Origin of the sequence: Blautia sp. XA-2221, from assembly GCF_028767025.1 — a bacterium.
GTDB lineage: Bacteria > Bacillota > Clostridia > Lachnospirales > Lachnospiraceae > Blautia_A.
In genome coordinates, this window is record NZ_JAJQXX010000013.1 from 51,229 (window position 1) to 69,461 (window position 18,233).

Genomic DNA, 18,233 nt, shown 5'->3' on the forward strand with positions numbered 1-18,233 from the left:
TTACAGAGATTTATTTTTTAATATCCGTCAGACTGCGCTGCGGCTTATGCCCGGCCTTCTGGCGGTTTTTTGATATAAAAATCTTGAATTGGTTGTAAATGTGTGGTACGATAAGTGTATCAATACAGTTAATACACTGTAGGCCGGAAGGGAGGAAAGTCTTATTATTATTTTAGATTATCAGGATCGCAGGCCCATTTATGAGCAGGTGACAGAAAAATTTCGCATGCTGATCTATAGGGAAGCTCTTCCGGCAGGAAGCCGACTTCCATCTGTCCGTCAGCTTGCCATGGAGCTTTCTATTAATCCCAATACCATACAGAGAGCTTATACGGAACTGGAGCAGGAGGGGCTGATTTATCCGGTCAAGGGAAAAGGGAATTTTGTGGCAGAGTCTGATCAGATATTGAAAATAAAAAAAGAAGATTATCACAAAGAATTTATGCAGACTGTACGCAAAGGAAAGAACCTGGGTGTACAGATGGAAGAGATGGTGCAGGCAATAAACGTCTGTTATGAGGAGGAAGACCAATGATAGAGATAAAAAACTGCAGTAAATCCTTTGGCACTGTCAAAGCAGCAGATAAAATTTCTCTTGAAATAGGAGAAAGAGAAGTTTTTGGTCTGGTGGGAAGCAATGGCGCAGGTAAAAGTACACTTCTTCGTATGGCAGCAGGAATCCTGAAGCCGGATGAGGGAGAAATACAGATAGACGGCGAATGTGTATATGATAATGAGAACGCAAAATCAAGTCTTTTTTACATATCGGACGACAGTTATTTTCCGGCGGATTACACACCACGGGATATGGCGGATTTTTACAGATATTATTATCCGAAATTCGATGTACAGAGATTCTCAAAATTTATGAGACAGTTTCGCATGGATGATAAAAAAAGAATCAGCACTTTTTCAAAAGGAATGAAAAAACAGCTCCTTGTGCTTCTTGGAGTCAGCGCAGGGACAAAATATCTGCTTTGTGATGAAACTTTTGACGGACTTGATCCGGTTATGCGCCAGGCAGTAAAAAGCCTTTTTGCAGCAGAGATCATGAGCAGGGAATTTACACCGGTGATCGCGTCTCACAATCTGAGAGAACTGGAGGATATCTGTGATCATGTGGGACTTCTGTACAAAGGAGGAATCCTGCTTTCCAGAGATCTGGAGGATATGAAATTTCATATCCATAAGATCCAGTGTGTACTGAAAGACAAAGAGCAGGAACGTCAGCTTCAGAAAGAAATGGATGTATTGAAGATGGAGCACCAGGGATCTCTGCTGCTTCTGACAGTCAGAGGGACCCGGGAACAGATCATGGAGAAGATACAGGGGAAAAATCCTCTGTTCTGCGAAATTCTTCCACTGACATTGGAGGAAATTTTTATCAGTGAAACGGAGGTGGCTGGATATGAAGTTAAAAATCTGTTCTTCTGAATATGTAAAAACGGTTTCCCGTGGCAAAAGCTGGATTCCTGCTTTTTTAAGCCTTGGACTTTTCCTTGCATTTCCGGTTGTTCTGCTTCTTATGATAGGAAACTGGAGCGCTGCCGGATATACACAGGATCAGATGACTCTTCTTTATGAAAGTCTCTGGAAGGGAAAACTTGTTATTACGGGAGGGATGGTAGCAGCAGTGGCTGCCATCATGAACAGCATAAATGGATTCAGCTATGTTTATTCCCGCAAAAAAGTGGATTTTTATCATAGCCTGCCCATAAAGCGGTCACGGATGTTCTGGAGTCGTGTATACACAGGCCTTTTGTATTACCTGATCCCTTATGCTGTCGCAGAATTTTTTGCAGTGTGCATAGGAGCGGCAAGAGGTTTCTTCAGCCTGAAACTTATGGGATTGGCTGTCAGTCTGTTTTTTGTTCATTTGCTTTTGTATTTAATGCTGTATTTCAGCGTGATCCTTATTTTTTGCGTGACCGGAAATTTTCTGATGGGAGGCTTATGTCTGGCCGGTATGCAGTTATATGGACCGGTGTTGGGAATCTTGCTGTCATCCTGTGCCTACAGTTTTTTTGACACCTTTTTTGCAGGCTATCCATATGGTATTTTTAAAATTCTGGAGAGTTATGCATCGCCTCTTACTCTGGCAGATGAGTTTGTACAAAAGTACAGAGAGGGCCGGGGGATGGTTCTGGCAGTTGTCCTGGTTGTGCTGACCCTGATCTTTCTTGCTGTTTCTTATATTGCTTACATACGCAGACCATCTGAGGCGGCAGGAAAGCCAATGGTATATGGGAAACTGGCTACAGTGCTAAAATTTATGGTTGTTGTGCCATGTGGCATAGGAACAGGATTTATTTTTTATTTGATTCCTACAAGTCATGCACGGAATATCTGGTGTGTGTTTGGACTGGTGCTTGGAACTGTACTTGCTCATGGAATGACAGAAACCCTGTATCAGATGGACTTTCATGCATTCTTTTCCAAAAAAGCCCAGCTGTTTGCAGCGGCAGCTCTTGTTGCAGTGTGTGCGCTGATTTATCAGAAGGATCTTCTGCGTTTTGACGCCTATATTCCCAAACAGGAAGAAATTAAAGCGCTTAACATAGACATGATGGTTCTGGCAGATGACATGACTGATTATGTAAAAAAACAGGCGGACGGTACATTCCGTATAAAAGACAGTACGTCATGGGAACAAAGAGAAACGGTTCTTTCCGGAAAAGACGGAATTGGAAATGAAACTTATACAGTTCTTCAGAAAATTGTTGAAAATCAGAAAAGCAGAAAGTTCAGAGAGGAAAGAGAGCAGACAGAAGAGGGAACTTTTCGTCGTCTATTATTGGGATATCAGCTTCAGTCAGGCAGAAAAGTGAACCGCAGTTATATGGTAAATACAGAAGAATGTGATGAGCTTTTGGGTGTTCTTTATAAGGAAGAAAATCTGAAAAACAAAACAGAGCAGTTTCTGGCTTTGGATACCGCATACCTGGACAATATTACTTTGATCTCCGGAAACGGAAGGGACTATGCGATTTTCCAGGATCAGCTGGAAAAACAGAAAAAACTGATCGAGGCAGTAAAAAAGGATTTTCAGGAAGCTGCTCCGGAAGATTTGCTTGAACTTCCGTTTGCCGAGCTTCAAATGGGATATACCCTTCCGGTAGCCCAGGATATATACAGTCTGGTTCCCGGGGAGAAAAACCCAGAAGGACAGGCATATGGGGAAATAAAACTGTTTCCTTCTTATAAAAATACGATTGCAGTTCTTAAAGAAACCGGATATCCTCTGAGTCTTAAAGATACAGACATCAAAAAGGCAAAGATTGTCTATTATGATGAGTCAGGAGAGGAAGAAAAAACCGCAGAATATACGGAAAAAGAACAGATAGAAGCTCTGGTTCAGGCAGCAAATCCATCCTTTGGTGATTGTTCCTGGATAGAATATGAACCGGATGTAATGGTGATCTTCCAGACGGAGCAGGGAGAAGAATGTTATGCAGAGTTTCTGAAAGACCGTACTCCGGAATTTGTTCGTCAGGAAAGTAGAAGTACAGACAAAAAAGAAAACACACAGACGGATACAGGAAATTCGGAGAGGACAGAGGTTGTAGGAGAGGCCGACGGCCCCACAGAGATTTCTATTGAGGAAGAAAAAAGAGAGGTAACAGATGAGTAAGGCAGTGAGACTGGATAAATTTCTGGCTGATGCCGGAAAGGGAACCAGAAGTGAAGTAAAAAAATACATACAGAAAGGTCTGGTACAGATCAATTCTCAGACTGTAAAAAAGCCGGAGCAGAAGGTGACAGAAGAGGACAGGGTGGAGCTTTTGGGTGAACCTGTATCCAGGGCTCCGGAGTTTGTATACTATCTTCTTAATAAGCCGGCAGGCTATGTAAGCGCTACGGAGGACAGGTATGACAGAACCGTGATGGAACTGATCACGGAACCGAGAAAGGGAATGTTTCCGGTAGGGCGTCTGGACAAAGATACAGAAGGCCTTCTTCTGATCACAGACGATGGAGCGTTGGCCCATGATCTTTTATCACCGGCCCGCCATGTGGAAAAAACATATTTTGTGAGAGTGGAAGGCGCAATAACAGAAGAGGACAGACAAAAGCTGGAGCAGGGGATTGACATTGGAGAAAAAAGACTGACCCTTCCGGCAAAAGTACAGCTTTTTCCCCGGGATGGCAGTGACATGGAAAATTCGGAACTGCTGCGCCGGGTACGAACAGAAAATCTTCCGGAAAGCTATACAGAGCTGCTTCTTACTATCAGCGAGGGAAAATTTCATCAGGTTAAGCGGATGATGGCGGCAGTGGGAAAGCCTGTGATTTATCTGAAAAGACTCTCAATGGGACCACTTACACTTCCGGACCAGCTGAAAAAAGGCGAATACCGTCCTCTGACAGCGGAAGAAGTACAAAAATTAAAAAATGCAGGCTGCTCTTCCACGGGAAAATAGAAAAAATGTTGAAAATACAGCCGAAAACAGGAAAACCCTCTTTACACAGAGGGTTTTTATGTGTTATACTCCAAGAGTTGCAAAATAATCACGCGTGGAGATTCCGAAGGATGGTGCCCATACGGTGTGACGGCGGGGTCCAGATAGAAAATGATCTGCGCGGAAGAATTTAACCAAAAAAGGAGAACAAAAACATGAGCGTTATTTCAATGAAACAGCTTTTGGAAGCAGGTGTTCATTTCGGACATCAGACAAGAAGATGGAACCCTAAAATGGCTCCGTACATCTACACAGAGAGAAATGGTATCTATATCATCGACCTTCAGCAGTCTGTAGGAATGGTTGACGATGCTTACAATGCAATCGCTGACATCGTAGCAAACGGCGGAAACATCCTTTTCGTAGGAACAAAGAAACAGGCTCAGGACGCTATCAAAGTTGAGGCAGAGCGTTGCGGACAGTTCTATGTAAACGAGAGATGGCTTGGCGGTATGCTTACAAACTTCAAGACAATCCAGAGCCGTATTGCAAGACTGAAAGAGATCGAGGCTATGGAGGCTGACGGAACATTTGACGTGCTTCCTAAAAAAGAAGTTATTGAGTTAAGAAAAGAGCTTACAAAACTGCAGAAAAACCTTGGCGGTATCAAAGAGATGAAACGTCTTCCGGACGCTATCTTCATCGTTGACCCGAAAAAAGAGAGAATCTGTGTACAGGAAGCTCATACATTAGGTATTCCGCTTATCGGTATCTGTGATACAAACTGTGATCCGGAAGAACTTGACTATGTAATTCCGGGTAATGATGATGCTATCCGTGCCGTAAAACTCATCGTTTCCAAGATGGCAGACGCTGTTATCGAGGCAAACCAGGGTACAGCTGAGGCTGACGGCGAGATCGAGGCAGAGTCTGAGGAGTTTGCTGAGACAGTAGAAGAGTAATTTTATTAAATTATTCAGATTAAAAATATCCAGGAGGAAATAGAGATGGCTATTACAGCAGCACAGGTAAAAGAGTTAAGAGAAATGACCGGCGCCGGAATGATGGACTGTAAGAAAGCTCTTACAGCTACAGAAGGCGATATGGATAAAGCAGTAGAATTCCTTCGTGAAAAAGGACTTGCAACTGCTCAGAAAAAAGCAAGCCGTGTAGCAGCAGAGGGTCTTTGCAAGACTGTTGTTGCAGAGGATGCTAAGAGCGCAGTAGTTGTTGAGGTTAATGCAGAGACAGACTTCGTGGCAAAGAATGAAAAATTCCAGAGCTATGTTGCAGACGTTGCTGCACAGGCACTTACTACTACAGCAGCTGATATCGAAGCTTTCCTTGCAGAGCCATGGGCACTGAACAACGAGCAGACTGTAAAAGAAGCTCTTGCAGCTCAGATCGCAGTTATCGGCGAGAACATGAACATCAGAAGATTTGCTCAGGTAAAAGAAGAGAACGGTTTTGTTGCTTCCTATACACATATGGGCGGAAAAATCGGAGTTCTTGTTGACGTAGAGGCAGACGTTGTAAACGATGCTGTAAAAGAAATGGCTAAGAACGTTGCAATGCAGATCGCAGCTCTGAAACCACAGTACACAAACAGCTCTGAAGTGAGCGCTGATTACATCGCTCATGAAAAAGAGATTCTTCTTGCTCAGATCATGAACGATCCGAAAGAGTCTCAGAAACCGGAGAAGGTTATCCAGGGCATGATCACCGGACGTATCAACAAAGAGCTGAAAGAAATCTGCCTTCTTGACCAGGTTTACGTTAAAGCAGAGGATGGAAAACAGACTGTTGCTAAATATGTAGAGCAGGTTGCTAAAGAGAATGGCGCAAACGTTGTAATCAAAGGCTTCGTTCGTTTCGAAACCGGAGAAGGAATCGAGAAGAAGGAAGAGGATTTTGCAGCTGAGGTTGCAAAACAGATGGGAAACTAATTTCCTAGATAACATGAATTTTAAAACCCTTGAAAATCCCAGGATATGGGCATTTTCAAGGGTTTTTTGAAGTTTAAGGGAAAATCGTAAATTATCATAAAATACCGTATTTTATTATTGGATTTTGGGATAGACGCTAATCTGAATTTTTCCTTCCCTTCATCCTTGAAGAGCAGAAAAAATTCACGGATGATAATACCTCAGTACATGCTCCGGATATTTCTGGTCGCCGTAATCCCACGGGCCGGCAGTTTCATAAAACGGATCATCCTCGGAACGAGCAGTTTCGCCGCTGGCCATTTTGGCAAAAGCTTCTGAAGTTTTTTCAGACCAGGAGGTGATGCCATTCTTTTTCAGGTAAGTGAAGTAAGCATCTGCACCGAAATTATAAGCCTGAAGAGCAAGACGGATTCTGTTTAGATCTGAGGGATTGGATACACCTGCCTTTTCCATTGCATATTTCAGTTCCTGGATACCACATTCAATGGAGTATGAAGTGTCTGTGATTCCGTTGGGAACCTGGGGATATTGTTTGTTGTATGCGCCCTCAGAGGACTGAAGGACGTCAGGACCGCTGCCAGAGCTTTCCTGCATCATCAGGGCAAGGATCAGGTCCGTATAATCGGACATTTCGTATTCGGCGGCAATATTTTCCACATCCTGACGATAGGATTCACAGGCAGAATTAATGGCAAGAAATTCTTCCGGCTTTTGCTTCAGTACAGCGATTCCCCCTATGACAGCAAAAAGCAGAATGATTGCGGCTGTTCCAAGGAATATTTTCTGTATTCTTACCTTCTTTTGTCTTAGCTGTTTTCTGCGGTGCGTGCGGATCTCCCGGTTGGATCTGGAGGCCCTTTTTTGTCGGGCAGAAGGACTGGGCTTTTTACCGGAAACTCTTTTTTTACTGGAAACAGAGGGTTGGTTTTTAACCGTTCTGTTCTGAGTTCTGGCAGAAGGTGTACGGGCTGACGATACAGACCGGCTTTTTTTATGTCCGGCAGTGGAACGATTCTGTTGTGTTTTTAGAGTTTTTTTATCTGATGTATTCATAGCATTATTGTATCGGGAAAACCCTGTTTTGAAAAGAAAAGAATTATTATGAAAGTCTTAAAAATTGGTGAACATCACTTGGAAAATTGAAAATAGAAAAGGTCTGTGGTATGATTTGTAGGAAGTATCACAGAACAACTGATTACAACGAATATGAAACATGATTCTATTTCAATATAGCAAAGATGGAATATCCGTTGTACCGGAAAGTGACAGAAAGGCTGTGTCGGTAAAGAAACTTGAATGTTACGGGAGCGCAGTCAGAAAGAGAAGGTGAAAAAGCATGAAAAACAGGTTCTGTCTTCTTCTGTTATCAGCGGTTCTTTTTTGGGGAGGAACTGTTGTTTATGCGGATGTTGCTGATTATGAAACAGTGACGCAGGAAGATCAGAAAGAAAATAAAACCATACACACTTTTGAAACGGATGACGGACAGGGGAATTCTGTAAAGGTTGCGGCATGCAGCGATGTTCTTTATGTAACTGCCAGGACTGCAGCGCTCCGGTCAGTGCCAGGTGACAGAGGGGAGGAGCTTGCAGAGGTCAGTCTTGGAGATGAGGTTTCCAGAAGCGCTGTGTGTGATAATAACTGGAGCAAGGTTTCTGTGGAAAAAAACGGAAGTAAAGTGATCGGTTACATACAGAATCAGATGCTCAGCTCTGATATTCAGATCCAGCCGGAGGACGATCAGGTGGAGGTAAAAACAGACAGCAGTATTCTTGACTATCCGGGCAAAAAAGACGGAAAAGTGGTAGGAGAGGTACTGGAGCTTGATCAGGTGAAGCGTACAGGAACTGTAAATGAAGTGTGGAGCAGAATTTCCTATGAGGACGAAAACGGGGCAGAACAGACCGGCTATATCCCGACCAGCGCCCTGGATCTTTCGGAAACGGTACAGACTGCAGATGCAGGGATTGATAAAAAGCTGGATGCGGGAACGCTTTCAAAAAGCAGTGGAGAAGGTGTTTTTGCAGAAGCAGTGGAGGCAGGTGGAAGCATCAGCCAAGTGAACGGAGTACAGGTGGGAACCCCGGTTGCAGCTTCCTCGGATGCAAATCTGAAGCCATTGGGAACTTTCCGGATCACACATTACTGTCCATGCAGTATCTGCTGCGGTCCGTGGGCCAACGGGATTACATCTACAGGTGTAACAGCAACCACAAATCATACGATAGCAGTTGACCCGTCCCAGATTCCTTATGGAAGTCAGGTAGTGATCAACGGGCAGGTATATGTGGCAGAGGACTGTGGAGGAGCTATTAAGACCAACTGTATTGATATTTATGTGGCAACTCATGAGGAAGGTGAGTCAAAGGGCGTTTATTATACAGATGTATATTTGATCCAGTAACCTTATGATCTGTATGTTTCGCTCTGTGTATGCTGGCAGATGATTCTGGCAACCTCTTCCGCGCTTTCTTTCTGACCGTTTTCCTCCCATTTCAGGAAGGTATTCAGCAGGCCGCCTGCATAATAATAGATGTCATATAAAGACTGTGCAGTTTCTTTTGGCAGATAAGAAAGCATAAATTCATTGATTCCGTCCATGAGAATGGAATGCAGTCCGTTTTGTGTCATTGTCAGAAAAAACGTTTTGTACTGATCAAAGAATTTAAGGGAAAAGATAACATGGGAATACTCCTGGAAATTTCCAAGACCGGGAGTATTTTTTCTTGCCTTTAAATAGTCTGCAACAATCTCTTTCATATAATCAGTAAGGGCTTCCTGAACAGAATCGTAGTAATAATAAAACGTCATACGGGATACCCCGGATTTTTTGGCAATTGCGGAAACATTTACACCGCTCATCCCTCTGTCCTGCATAAGCTCAATAATGGCTTCTCCAATGCACATGCGGGTAAAAAGAGAACGTTCTGTTTTCTGACCGGTTTTGTATCTGCTGCCGGAATAAGTTGTATTTTCCATGTAAATCCCTCGAATAGTTCTTATTTTGCGGTTTCCTTACAAAAAGAAACATTTTGTAAATTGTATCATGTACAGAGATAGAATACAATGACAGGTATTGATAAAAATACAGAGTTAGGAGAAATGATACAATGACAAGATTTATTGCGGACTCCTGCAGTGATATGCTTCAGATGGAAGGCGTGGATTTTGTGGCGGTTCCGCTTACAATTTCCACAGATGCCAGGGACTATGTGGATGATAAAAATTTAGATGTAAAAGGAATGACTGAGGATTTGGCAGGTTATAAAGGAAAATCATGCACTGCCTGTCCCGGAGTGGAAAGCTGGCTGAAGGCTTTTGAGGGAGCAGATGTTATTTATGTGGGAACAATGACAAGCACGCTTTCCGGAACTTATAATTCAGCCCTGGTGGCAAAGGATATGTATCAGCAGTCACATCCGGAAGCAAAGATCCATGTATTTGATACCTTAAGTGCAGGGCCGGAGCTGAGACTTCTTATGGAAAAACTGACAGAATTGGACAGAGAGGGAAAAACGTTTGAAGAAGTGGTACGACTGGGATGCGAATATATGAAAAAAACAAGACTGTTTTTTGCACTGAAGTCTTTACATAATCTTGCACAGAATGGAAGAGTGAGCAAAGTGGTTGCCGCAGCCGCAGGGGTACTGGGAATCAGTGTTTTTGGAACTGCCAGCGAGGAGGGAACCCTGGAGCCTTCTGCAAAGTGCAGAGGACGAAAAAAAGTAGTGGAAGAATTTCTCAGGGAGATCACCAAAACAGGATTTCAGAAAGGCAGGATCCGGATCAGCCATGTAGATAATCTTTCCCTTGCAGAAAAGATTAAAGATTTGATACTGGAGCGGTTTCCACAGGCAGAGATCCTTGTGTATGAAGCCAGGGGACTTTGCAGTTACTATGCAGAGAGCGGAGGCGTTCTTGTAGGGGTGGAAGGCAGCCTGTAAAACATAATCTGAGCTGTGGAGAATTTCAGCAGCTTTTTTATGAAAACGAAAAGACTGATAAACAGCGTTCTTATGATGGAACATTGCTTATCAGCCTTTTTATGTATTTGATAAAGCTACTATATGATCATTCAGGCGTTTTTCAGAGCTTTTTCCATATCAGCAAGAATATCATCAATATGTTCAATTCCTACAGACAAGCGGATCATTCCCGGGGAAACGCCGGCCTCCCGTAATTGTTCATCCTTCATCTGACGGTGAGTATGACTTGCCGGGTGGAGAACCATGGTCTTAGATGCTGCAACATGGGTGCAGATATTGGCAAGATCCAGACTGTCCATGAAGCGTACTGCTGCCTCGCGTCCGCCTTCCAGCTCAAAGGAGATTACGCCGCAGGAGCCGTTAGGCAGATATTTTTCTGCAAGGGCATGGTATTTGTCTCCGGGAAGTCCCGGGTAAATAACCTTGGAAACCTTCTCATGTGATGCAAGGAATTCCGCTGTTTTCTGTGCATTACTGCAGTGGCGTTCCATACGGAGAGGAAGTGTTTCCAGTCCGATATTCAGAAGGAAACAGTTGTTGGGGGAAGGAATGGAACCAAGATCTCTCATAAGCTGGGAGGTTGCCTTGGTGATATAGGCTTTTTTGCCAAACTGCTTTGTATACACAACTCCGTGATAGGATTCATCCGGCTGGGTAAGACCGTGGTATTTGTCACCGTAAGCTTCCCAGTCAAAGTTTCCGCTGTCAATGATAGCGCCTCCTACCTGAAGTCCGTGACCGTCCATATATTTGGTGGTGGAGTGGGTGATAATATCAGCGCCCCACTCAAAGGGACGGCAGTTGACAGGAGTGGCAAAGGTATTGTCAACAATAAGAGGAACTCCGTGCTGATGGGCAACATTGGCAAATTTTTCAATATCCAGAACTACAAGAGCTGGGTTGGCAATGGTTTCTGCAAAAAGAGCCTTGGTGTTAGGGCGGAAAGCAGCTGCAATTTCTTCAGCAGAAGCATCTGTGTCCACAAAGGTACAGTCAATGCCAAGTTTTTTGAAGGTAACAGCAAGAAGATTAAAGGTTCCGCCGTAAATGGTGGAAGCAGCTACCACGTGATCTCCTGCCTCGCAGATATTAAATACTGCATAGAAGTTTGCAGCCTGTCCGGAAGAGGTGAGAAGCGCTGCAACACCGCCCTCCAGCTCGGCAATTTTGGCAGCAACGGCATCGTTGGTGGGATTCTGAAGTCGTGTATAGAAGTAACCTTCAGCCTTCAGGTCAAAAAGCTGCCCCATTTCATCTGTAGTGTCGTATTTAAAAGTGGTGCTCTGATAAATCGGAAGCGCACAAGGTTCTCCTTTGGAAGGAGTGTAGCCTGCGTGGAGGCATTTGGTTTCAAGTCTGTAATCGCTCATGTTGTTCAGTCCTTTCTGAGATGTAAGCTCTGTCCGCAGAACAGTATTGCACCGCTGTGAACAGGTGAAGAAATAATCTGGATTTATCATAGCACAAAAAAGGTTCAGTGACAATTAGAAGGGATAAAAAAGATAGGTAGTTGTTGGGTTTCAAGATCTATGTTAAAGTAATCACATCGGATAAAAATGTTTTTATGGAGTAATACCGGGCAAATGGCAGTATTGTTCCGGAATGGAGGCAGGAGAAGCAGATTTGAAAACCATTAAAACAACAGAGGTGACAGAATTATGGCTTATAAAATATTGATGGTGGAGGATGATTCTTCTATTGCGGCGGGTCTGAGCTATGCGCTGGAAAAAGAGGGCTATCTTGTGACTCAGTGTGGAGAAATTTCCCAGGCCTTTGAAAAAATAAAGAATATCCACTTTGACCTTGCGCTTCTGGATATGCAGCTTCCGGACGGGCTGGGGAAAGAAATCGGACAAAAGCTTCAGACAGATCAGACAAAGGTAATTTATCTGACCGTGGTTGATGATGAGGATGAAATTGTCCGGACGCTGGAAGACGGCGCTGCTGATTATATTACGAAACCTTTTCGGATGAGAGAACTGATGGTCCGGATCAAAAGGACGTTGAAGATAAAAACAGAGGAACAGCAGGTTCTGAGGCTGGGGGAGGCTTTGATTGATGCAAAAGCAGGAAAAGTATTTGTAAAAGATCAGCAGATTTCACTGACCGCTCTGGAATATCGCCTGCTGCTTATTTTTGCGGAAAATCCATCCATTCTTCTTACAAGAGAGCAGCTTCTGGAACGGATCTGGGATATCAGTGGAGATTTTGTGGAGGATAATACGCTGACGGTATATGTGAAGCGTTTGCGGAAAAAGCTGGGAAATGCTGTTCAGATTTCAACAGTCAGGGGGATTGGATATCGTGTGGATCAGTAAAAAAGAGATTCTGGAACTTTCACAGGGAATCCAGAAAGCCATTGAGGGAGAATGTTTTGATCCAAGGGATGAGAAGGAAGGTTCCTGGAGTATTCTTAAAAATGATATTTATACACTGATGAACCTGGAGCGAGAGCAGAGAAGTGCTGCGATAGAAGAAAAAGAACATCTGTCAGAATATTTATCTGATATTTCTCATCAGTTAAAAACGCCGGTTTCATCGATTCTTCTGATGACTGAGCTTATGGAAGATGCCCTGGAGGAAAAACAGAAAGAATTTCTTTTTTGCATCAAAAAAGAAGTGCGGCATATGGAGTGGCTGGTAACGGCGCTTCTGAAAATGGCAAAAATCGATTCCATGAACGTAAATTTTCATAAAGATAAGGTACAGGTGGGGGAGCTTCTGGATCATGCTATGGAATCCATAGAGATCATATTGGATATCCGAAATCAGACGGTGAAGTTAAAGGAGGATATACAGCTTGTCTGTGACAGGAAATGGACAACAGAGGCCCTTATCAATCTTTTAAAAAACGCTTCAGAATGTTCGGACGAAAACAGTGAAATTCTGGTGGACTCAGGAGAAAATCCAATTTATTGCTGGATATCAGTTACAGATCAGGGAAAAGGGCTGAAAAAAGATCAGATTGCGGGATTGTTCCGGAGATTTGAGGGTACTCATAAAGAAAATGGATATGGGATCGGCCTGCCTCTGGCTCTTTCTATTATGCGGGCTCAAAATGGGGAAATTGAAGTACAGTCCGGTATGGAAAAAGAAGGAACTACATTTGTGATGAAATTTTATAAATAGTCACGGAAGAGTCACTTTTCTTATTTATCATGAATATGAAAGCGGTCAGACAGATGCTATGACCGGAAAAATGAGAAAAGAGGTAAAGTATGGAAGTCTTGGAAGTAAAAGAACTGACAAAAATTTATGGCAGCGGAGAAAATCAGGTCATTGCTCTTGACCATGTGAGCTTTCAGGTAAAAAAAGGCGAATTTGTTGCTATTGTTGGGGCGTCAGGGTCCGGTAAGTCCACTTTGATGAATCTGCTGGGAGGAATTGACCGTCCCACCTCCGGCAGTGTGGTGATCGACGGAAAAAAGATTTTTGACATGAATGAAAGTGAAATGGCAATTTTCAGGCGCAGAAATATTGGCATTGTATATCAGTTCTATAATCTTATTCCAAATCTGACCGTAGATGAGAATATTATGCTGCCCTGCCTTCTGGATCAGAGAAAACCGGATGCAGGAAAGCTGGAGAGAATCGTGAAAATGACAGGGTTATCCCACAGGAGAAAACATTTGCCGGGACAGCTTTCCGGAGGTCAGCAGCAGAGAGTGTCGGTAGGAAGAGCCCTTATTAATGATCCGGCTTTTATTCTGGCGGATGAACCAACAGGAAATCTTGACAGCAGATCAGGAAGGGAAGTGATAGAACTTCTTATGGCTGCAAATCGAAAAGCCGGCCAGACATTGATCCTGATCACCCATGATGAAAATATTGCGCTGCAGGCAGACAGAATCCTTACAATCAGTGACGGAAGGATCATAAGAGATGAGGTGATACGAGGATGAATATTTTGTGCGAACTGGCTTACAGCCAGATCAAACGAAAAAAATCCAGAACTGTGATCACCATTGCAGCAATCTGCTTATCCACGGCTCTTCTTACGGCAGTGATTAATTTTGCGGTAAGCGGAAATACCATGGTTCAGGGGTTCCTGGGGGAGGATTACGGAGATTTTGGAGGCGCATATACCCTGCTTTTGTTGGTGCCGGTGGTAATTCTGGGGACTTTGATCATTGCAATGTCTGTGATCGTGATCTCAAATGTTTTCAGGATGAGCGCCAATGAACGGATGGCTCAGTTTGGCACTCTGAAATGTGTGGGAGCTACAAAGGAGCAGATATATAAAACCATAATGTATGAATGTCTGCTTCTGTGTGTTGTGGCAATTCCATTGGGTGTTGTGTTGGGGTATGTTCTCAGCTTTGTGGGGATCGGAATTTCAAATCAGTTTATGGAAGAGATGAATACTCTGGTAAGAGTTATGATCAAGCAGGTAAATTTTAAGCTGTCCTTTATTTTTTCTCCGGTGGCTCTTCTGGCAGCTGTTCTGATTTCCGGTAGTACAGTTTTTCTGGCAGCTATGATTCCGGCAAAAAAGGCCATGAAAGTATCAGCGCTTGTCTGTCTCAGAAACGGCGGAGAAATCAGAGAGAACATGAATGTTCATACAAAAATTCAGATTAACGGAAAAAGGGGGATTGAATACCAGCTTGCCCGTAAGAATGTTGCCTCTAATCGAAAACAGATGAAATCTGCGGTTATGGCTCTGTCTGCCAGTATGATCTTACTTGTTTCCATGAGTGGCCTTAAAGAGATTGCAGATGGGGTGCAGGAATATATGACGTTTGATTATGGATATTCTGTGGTGGCTGACTATTCTGCAAATCGTAAATATACTATCAATCCGGAAACCGGTCGGAGAGAGGAACATGCAAAGACCATCAGCTCAGAGCTTGCAGAGGAAATCCTGTCAGAACTTTCAGAATATGAAGGAACAGAAGTATACGGAAGCGGAGTGGACTATGCAACTTATGATACTCCTTTAAGTTCTGAGGATCTGACTACGGAAATGCAGAAAGCGCTGGAAAAAGAAATTGCAGAAGAGCATGGAGAAATGCTGCTGGATGTGGAAAGAATCGTACTGGATAAAAAGCATTACAGAGAATTGTGCCAACAGGCAGGAGTGAAGTATGGTGGGATTTTGCTGCTGAACGATTATAAGTATAATGATCACGGAACAGAAAGACACGTTGAGCCTCTGCCGGAATCCATTACCTCTCTGAAACTGGAAAAAGCAGATGGCAGCAGCAAGGAGATAAAGATTGATGCTGTTTTAAGCCTGGAAGAGATTCCGAAGCAGCTTTTGTATCCGAACACAAACCCAATCCGTATTGTTGTTCCTTATGGAGACGTAAGAGGATATAACTGGATGACTACGCCGGAGAATGAAAATGGATATATGGAGTATGCCAGACAGGTTCTGGAAAATTATTTTCCGCAGAATGGAATGGAGTATGCAGAAGCCGGATATGTCACCCGGGTCTATGGGGCTGAGGACTATTCAAAATTTATGAACATTGCCATTGTGCTTGCAGCTTTTTTCATTTATGCGTTTGTATTCCTGCTGGGACTGATCGGGATTCTCAATGTGATCAGCGCAGTCAGCTTCCAGATCAGGATAAGGGCAAGGGAACTGGCAGTTCTGAAAAGTGTGGGAATTACTGCAGAGTCGCTGGAAAAAATGCTGAATATAGAAAGTATCCTCTGTTCCGGAAAGGCACTGATCGCAGGACTTCCGGTGGGAGTGGTTCTTGTTCTTATTATGGGTTACTGTGTAAAAAGAGTTTTTCCTATTTCCTTTCATATGCCCTGGGGAGCCATTCTGATCACGATCGTAGTGTCTTTTGGGGTTATCTGGGGTACGGTAAAAGTCTCGTTGAATACGTTAAAAAAACAGAATATTATAGAAACAATACGGACTCTTTAAGGGAGGTTCCTTTAAATTTTATTTTCGGAATAACAGTTATTTTGGGAGGTTGCTGGAGAGGTATTTTCGGATGCAGCAGGAAAGAAAAGAACAGTAATAAAAATAAAAAGTTCTTGACTTTTGGAAAAATAGGATTATAATATCTAACATAACAATAAATTAATGTGATAAAGCACCGAAATCCAATGAAGAGAACAAAGCTGTGTTCCGTAATGGTATTTCAGAGAGTCTGCGTTTGGTGAAAGCAGATATACCAGGGAATATGGATATCATCTCGAAGGAGCTGACTGAAACAACAGTAAGTCATGCCGGAATCCTCCGTTACAGGGAAAACGTATGAAGTACGTGAGAGCTGCAGTTTTATGCAGAAACAGGGTGGTACCGCGGATTCTATTCGTCCCTTCCGGCAGAAGCCGGAGGGGATTTTTTGGTGCTTGCGCAAAGAATGGAGGAAGCATTATGAAAACGTTACAAAAGGCAGGCAAATTCTTATCAGATTATACTTCTGCGGTAGTGATTGCAATTGCAGTGGTTACTTTTCTGGTTCCGCAGCTGATGGGCTGGGTAAACTATCAGCTGTTTACAGACATGGTTGGAAACAAATTTACCAGTCAGTCTATGATCATCGGTATTATTATGTTCAGTATGGGACTGACACTGACCGCAGAGGATTTTAAAATCCTGGCGCAGCGTCCGTTTGATATCTGCATTGGCGCGGCAGCCCAGTATCTGATCATGCCGTTTCTTGCGCTTGGAATCAGCAAAATGCTTCAGCTTCCGGATGCCATTGCCCTGGGACTGATTCTGGTAGGCTGTTGTCCCGGTGGTGTTTCCTCAAATATCATGTCTTATCTGTGTGGAGGAGATGTGGCATTTTCTGTGGGTATGACAACTGTTTCCACCCTGTTATCTCCCATTATGACACCTCTTCTTGTTTCTTTCCTTGCCAGTGGAACCAAGATCAATGTGGAAGGACTTCCAATGTTTGTTTCCATTATTGAGACAGTAATTCTTCCGGTAGGACTGGGATTTGTTTTAAACCGTTTCCTTGGAAAGAAAAAAGCTTTTCAGGAGGTTCAGAAGGTTATGCCCGGTGTGGCAGTGCTGGGACTTGCCTGTGTGGTAGGAGGAGTTATTTCTTCCCAGGGTTCAAACTTCTTTACATCCGGCGTAGTGATTTTTGTGGCAGTTCTTCTTCACAACGGACTGGGATATCTTCTGGGCTATGGAGCCGGTAAGCTTACAGGAATGAATACAGCGAAAAAGAGAACTATTTCTATTGAAGTGGGAATGCAGAATGCAGGTCTAGCTACAAACCTTGCCACCACAACAGCGCAGTTTGCAAGCGCTCCTCAGTCGGCAGTGATCTGCGCGGTATCCTGCGTATGGCACTCTATTTCGGGAACTCTCATTGCAGGACTGTTTGCAGGTTTTGATAAGAAAAAAGAAAAAGCACAGAGCGAAAATGAAGTAGCAGCAGAAAACTGAATGTTTTCAGGGGCGTGTAAAAAATGATTTTTCATTTTTTACACGCCCCTGTTTTATTTGAAAAAAATATATTTTGTAATGGAAATTTATGGTTTCTGAATATCTGTCAGTGGTTATTTAATACGTCCTTAATTGAGTGTATGCTATAATGCACAGAAACAGGAGGCAGAAAAATGAAATTAATTTATGCAATAGTCAGCGATGACGATGGAGATAAAGTGATCGAAGAACTTAATAAATATGGATATAAGGTAACGAAGCTTTCCAGTACCGGCGGATTTTTGAAAAGGGGAAATACTACACTGATGATCTGTACAGAGGATGAAAATGTCAAGTGTGTAATAAAGAAAATAGAACATATCTGTGGGAAACGCCATAAGATTAAATACAACATTCCATGTGTTACTTATTCGGCAGGTCCTGGTAATAATTTTATTCCAGGCTGGTACTCAGGTGTGCAGAAAGAAATAGAGGTAGGAGGCGCTGTAATCTTTGCGGTAGATGTGTGTTGTTATGAGAGAATCTGATG

17 protein-coding genes and 1 other annotated feature are annotated in these 18,233 nt (G+C 43.2%); of the genes, 14 read left to right on the forward strand and 3 right to left on the reverse strand.

Going from position 1 to position 18,233, the window contains the following annotated elements; translation table 11 throughout:
* Window positions 1-208: 208 nt before the first annotated feature.
* The 6 genes from LU279_RS10960 to tsf all read left to right on the forward strand — a co-directional run bounded on the left by LU279_RS10960 (window position 209) and on the right by tsf (window position 6,346).
* Window positions 209-535, forward strand: coding sequence for a GntR family transcriptional regulator (locus LU279_RS10960; protein ID WP_330684661.1), 327 nt, complete (start codon window positions 209-211; stop codon window positions 533-535).
* Window positions 532-1,434: an ABC transporter ATP-binding protein gene (locus LU279_RS10965; RefSeq protein ID WP_274422547.1), complete on the forward strand. Its 903-nt coding sequence runs from the start codon at window positions 532-534 to the stop codon at window positions 1,432-1,434. The genes LU279_RS10960 and LU279_RS10965 overlap by 4 nt, the downstream gene beginning before the upstream one ends.
* The gene (locus LU279_RS10970) at window positions 1,409-3,631 is read left to right on the forward strand and encodes a DUF6449 domain-containing protein (RefSeq protein WP_274422548.1); all 2,223 of its coding nucleotides are present in this window, start codon (window positions 1,409-1,411) and stop codon (window positions 3,629-3,631) included. The genes LU279_RS10965 and LU279_RS10970 overlap by 26 nt, the downstream gene beginning before the upstream one ends.
* The gene (locus LU279_RS10975) at window positions 3,624-4,421 is read left to right on the forward strand and encodes a pseudouridine synthase (protein WP_274422549.1); all 798 of its coding nucleotides are present in this window, start codon (window positions 3,624-3,626) and stop codon (window positions 4,419-4,421) included. The genes LU279_RS10970 and LU279_RS10975 overlap by 8 nt, the downstream gene beginning before the upstream one ends.
* Before the next feature lie 194 nt (window positions 4,422-4,615).
* The gene (rpsB, locus tag LU279_RS10980) at window positions 4,616-5,362 is read left to right on the forward strand and encodes a 30S ribosomal protein S2 (RefSeq protein ID WP_022067527.1); all 747 of its coding nucleotides are present in this window, start codon (window positions 4,616-4,618) and stop codon (window positions 5,360-5,362) included.
* A gap of 45 nt (window positions 5,363-5,407) precedes the next feature.
* The gene (tsf, locus tag LU279_RS10985; protein WP_274422550.1) at window positions 5,408-6,346 is read left to right on the forward strand and encodes a translation elongation factor Ts; all 939 of its coding nucleotides are present in this window, start codon (window positions 5,408-5,410) and stop codon (window positions 6,344-6,346) included.
* A gap of 183 nt (window positions 6,347-6,529) precedes the next feature.
* Here the strand turns inward: tsf and LU279_RS10990 are convergent, their stop codons facing one another.
* Entirely contained in the window at window positions 6,530-7,399 is an 870-nt protein-coding gene (locus tag LU279_RS10990) for a lysozyme family protein (RefSeq protein ID WP_274422551.1), read from the reverse strand.
* A 283-nt stretch (window positions 7,400-7,682) separates the two neighbouring features.
* Here LU279_RS10990 and LU279_RS10995 point away from each other — a divergent pair, with 283 nt between their 5' ends.
* A complete protein-coding gene (locus LU279_RS10995; protein WP_274422552.1) occupies window positions 7,683-8,750 on the forward strand; it encodes a 3D domain-containing protein in 1,068 nt (355 codons plus the stop codon).
* A gap of 2 nt (window positions 8,751-8,752) precedes the next feature.
* Here the strand turns inward: LU279_RS10995 and LU279_RS11000 are convergent, their stop codons facing one another.
* Window positions 8,753-9,325: a TetR/AcrR family transcriptional regulator gene (locus LU279_RS11000; protein WP_274422553.1), complete on the reverse strand. Its 573-nt coding sequence runs from the start codon at window positions 9,323-9,325 to the stop codon at window positions 8,753-8,755.
* A 131-nt stretch (window positions 9,326-9,456) separates the two neighbouring features.
* Between LU279_RS11000 and LU279_RS11005 the strand changes: the two genes are divergently transcribed.
* Window positions 9,457-10,290 carry a DegV family protein gene (locus LU279_RS11005; protein ID WP_274422554.1) on the forward strand — a complete coding sequence of 278 codons (834 nt, stop codon included), beginning with the start codon at window positions 9,457-9,459 and terminating at the stop codon, window positions 10,288-10,290.
* Window positions 10,291-10,421: 131 nt separating this feature from the next.
* Here LU279_RS11005 and LU279_RS11010 read toward each other — a convergent pair whose 3' ends face one another.
* Window positions 10,422-11,702, reverse strand: a complete 1,281-nt coding sequence (locus tag LU279_RS11010) for an O-acetylhomoserine aminocarboxypropyltransferase/cysteine synthase family protein (RefSeq protein ID WP_274422555.1) — start codon at window positions 11,700-11,702, stop codon at window positions 10,422-10,424.
* 288 nt (window positions 11,703-11,990) lie between these two features.
* On the opposite strand from LU279_RS11010, the gene LU279_RS11015 reads away from it, so the two are divergent.
* The 6 genes from LU279_RS11015 (at window position 11,991) to LU279_RS11040 (ending at window position 18,231) form a co-directional block, all read left to right on the forward strand.
* Window positions 11,991-12,650: a response regulator transcription factor gene (locus tag LU279_RS11015; RefSeq protein ID WP_274422556.1), complete on the forward strand. Its 660-nt coding sequence runs from the start codon at window positions 11,991-11,993 to the stop codon at window positions 12,648-12,650.
* Window positions 12,637-13,461 carry a sensor histidine kinase gene (locus LU279_RS11020; RefSeq protein ID WP_274422557.1) on the forward strand — a complete coding sequence of 275 codons (825 nt, stop codon included), beginning with the start codon at window positions 12,637-12,639 and terminating at the stop codon, window positions 13,459-13,461. The genes LU279_RS11015 and LU279_RS11020 overlap by 14 nt, the downstream gene beginning before the upstream one ends.
* Before the next feature lie 89 nt (window positions 13,462-13,550).
* The gene (locus tag LU279_RS11025; RefSeq protein ID WP_274422558.1) at window positions 13,551-14,234 is read left to right on the forward strand and encodes an ABC transporter ATP-binding protein; all 684 of its coding nucleotides are present in this window, start codon (window positions 13,551-13,553) and stop codon (window positions 14,232-14,234) included.
* On the forward strand, window positions 14,231-16,216 hold the full coding sequence (locus LU279_RS11030; protein ID WP_274422559.1) for an ABC transporter permease: 1,986 nt from the start codon (window positions 14,231-14,233) through the stop codon (window positions 16,214-16,216). The genes LU279_RS11025 and LU279_RS11030 overlap by 4 nt, the downstream gene beginning before the upstream one ends.
* A gap of 176 nt (window positions 16,217-16,392) precedes the next feature.
* Window positions 16,393-16,621, forward strand: a binding site (T-box leader).
* Window positions 16,622-16,675: 54 nt separating this feature from the next.
* A complete protein-coding gene (locus LU279_RS11035; protein ID WP_274422560.1) occupies window positions 16,676-17,704 on the forward strand; it encodes a bile acid:sodium symporter family protein in 1,029 nt (342 codons plus the stop codon).
* A 173-nt stretch (window positions 17,705-17,877) separates the two neighbouring features.
* Window positions 17,878-18,231, forward strand: a complete 354-nt coding sequence (locus LU279_RS11040) for a cyclic-di-AMP receptor (RefSeq protein ID WP_274422561.1) — start codon at window positions 17,878-17,880, stop codon at window positions 18,229-18,231.
* The last annotated feature ends 2 nt before the right edge of the window (window positions 18,232-18,233 follow it).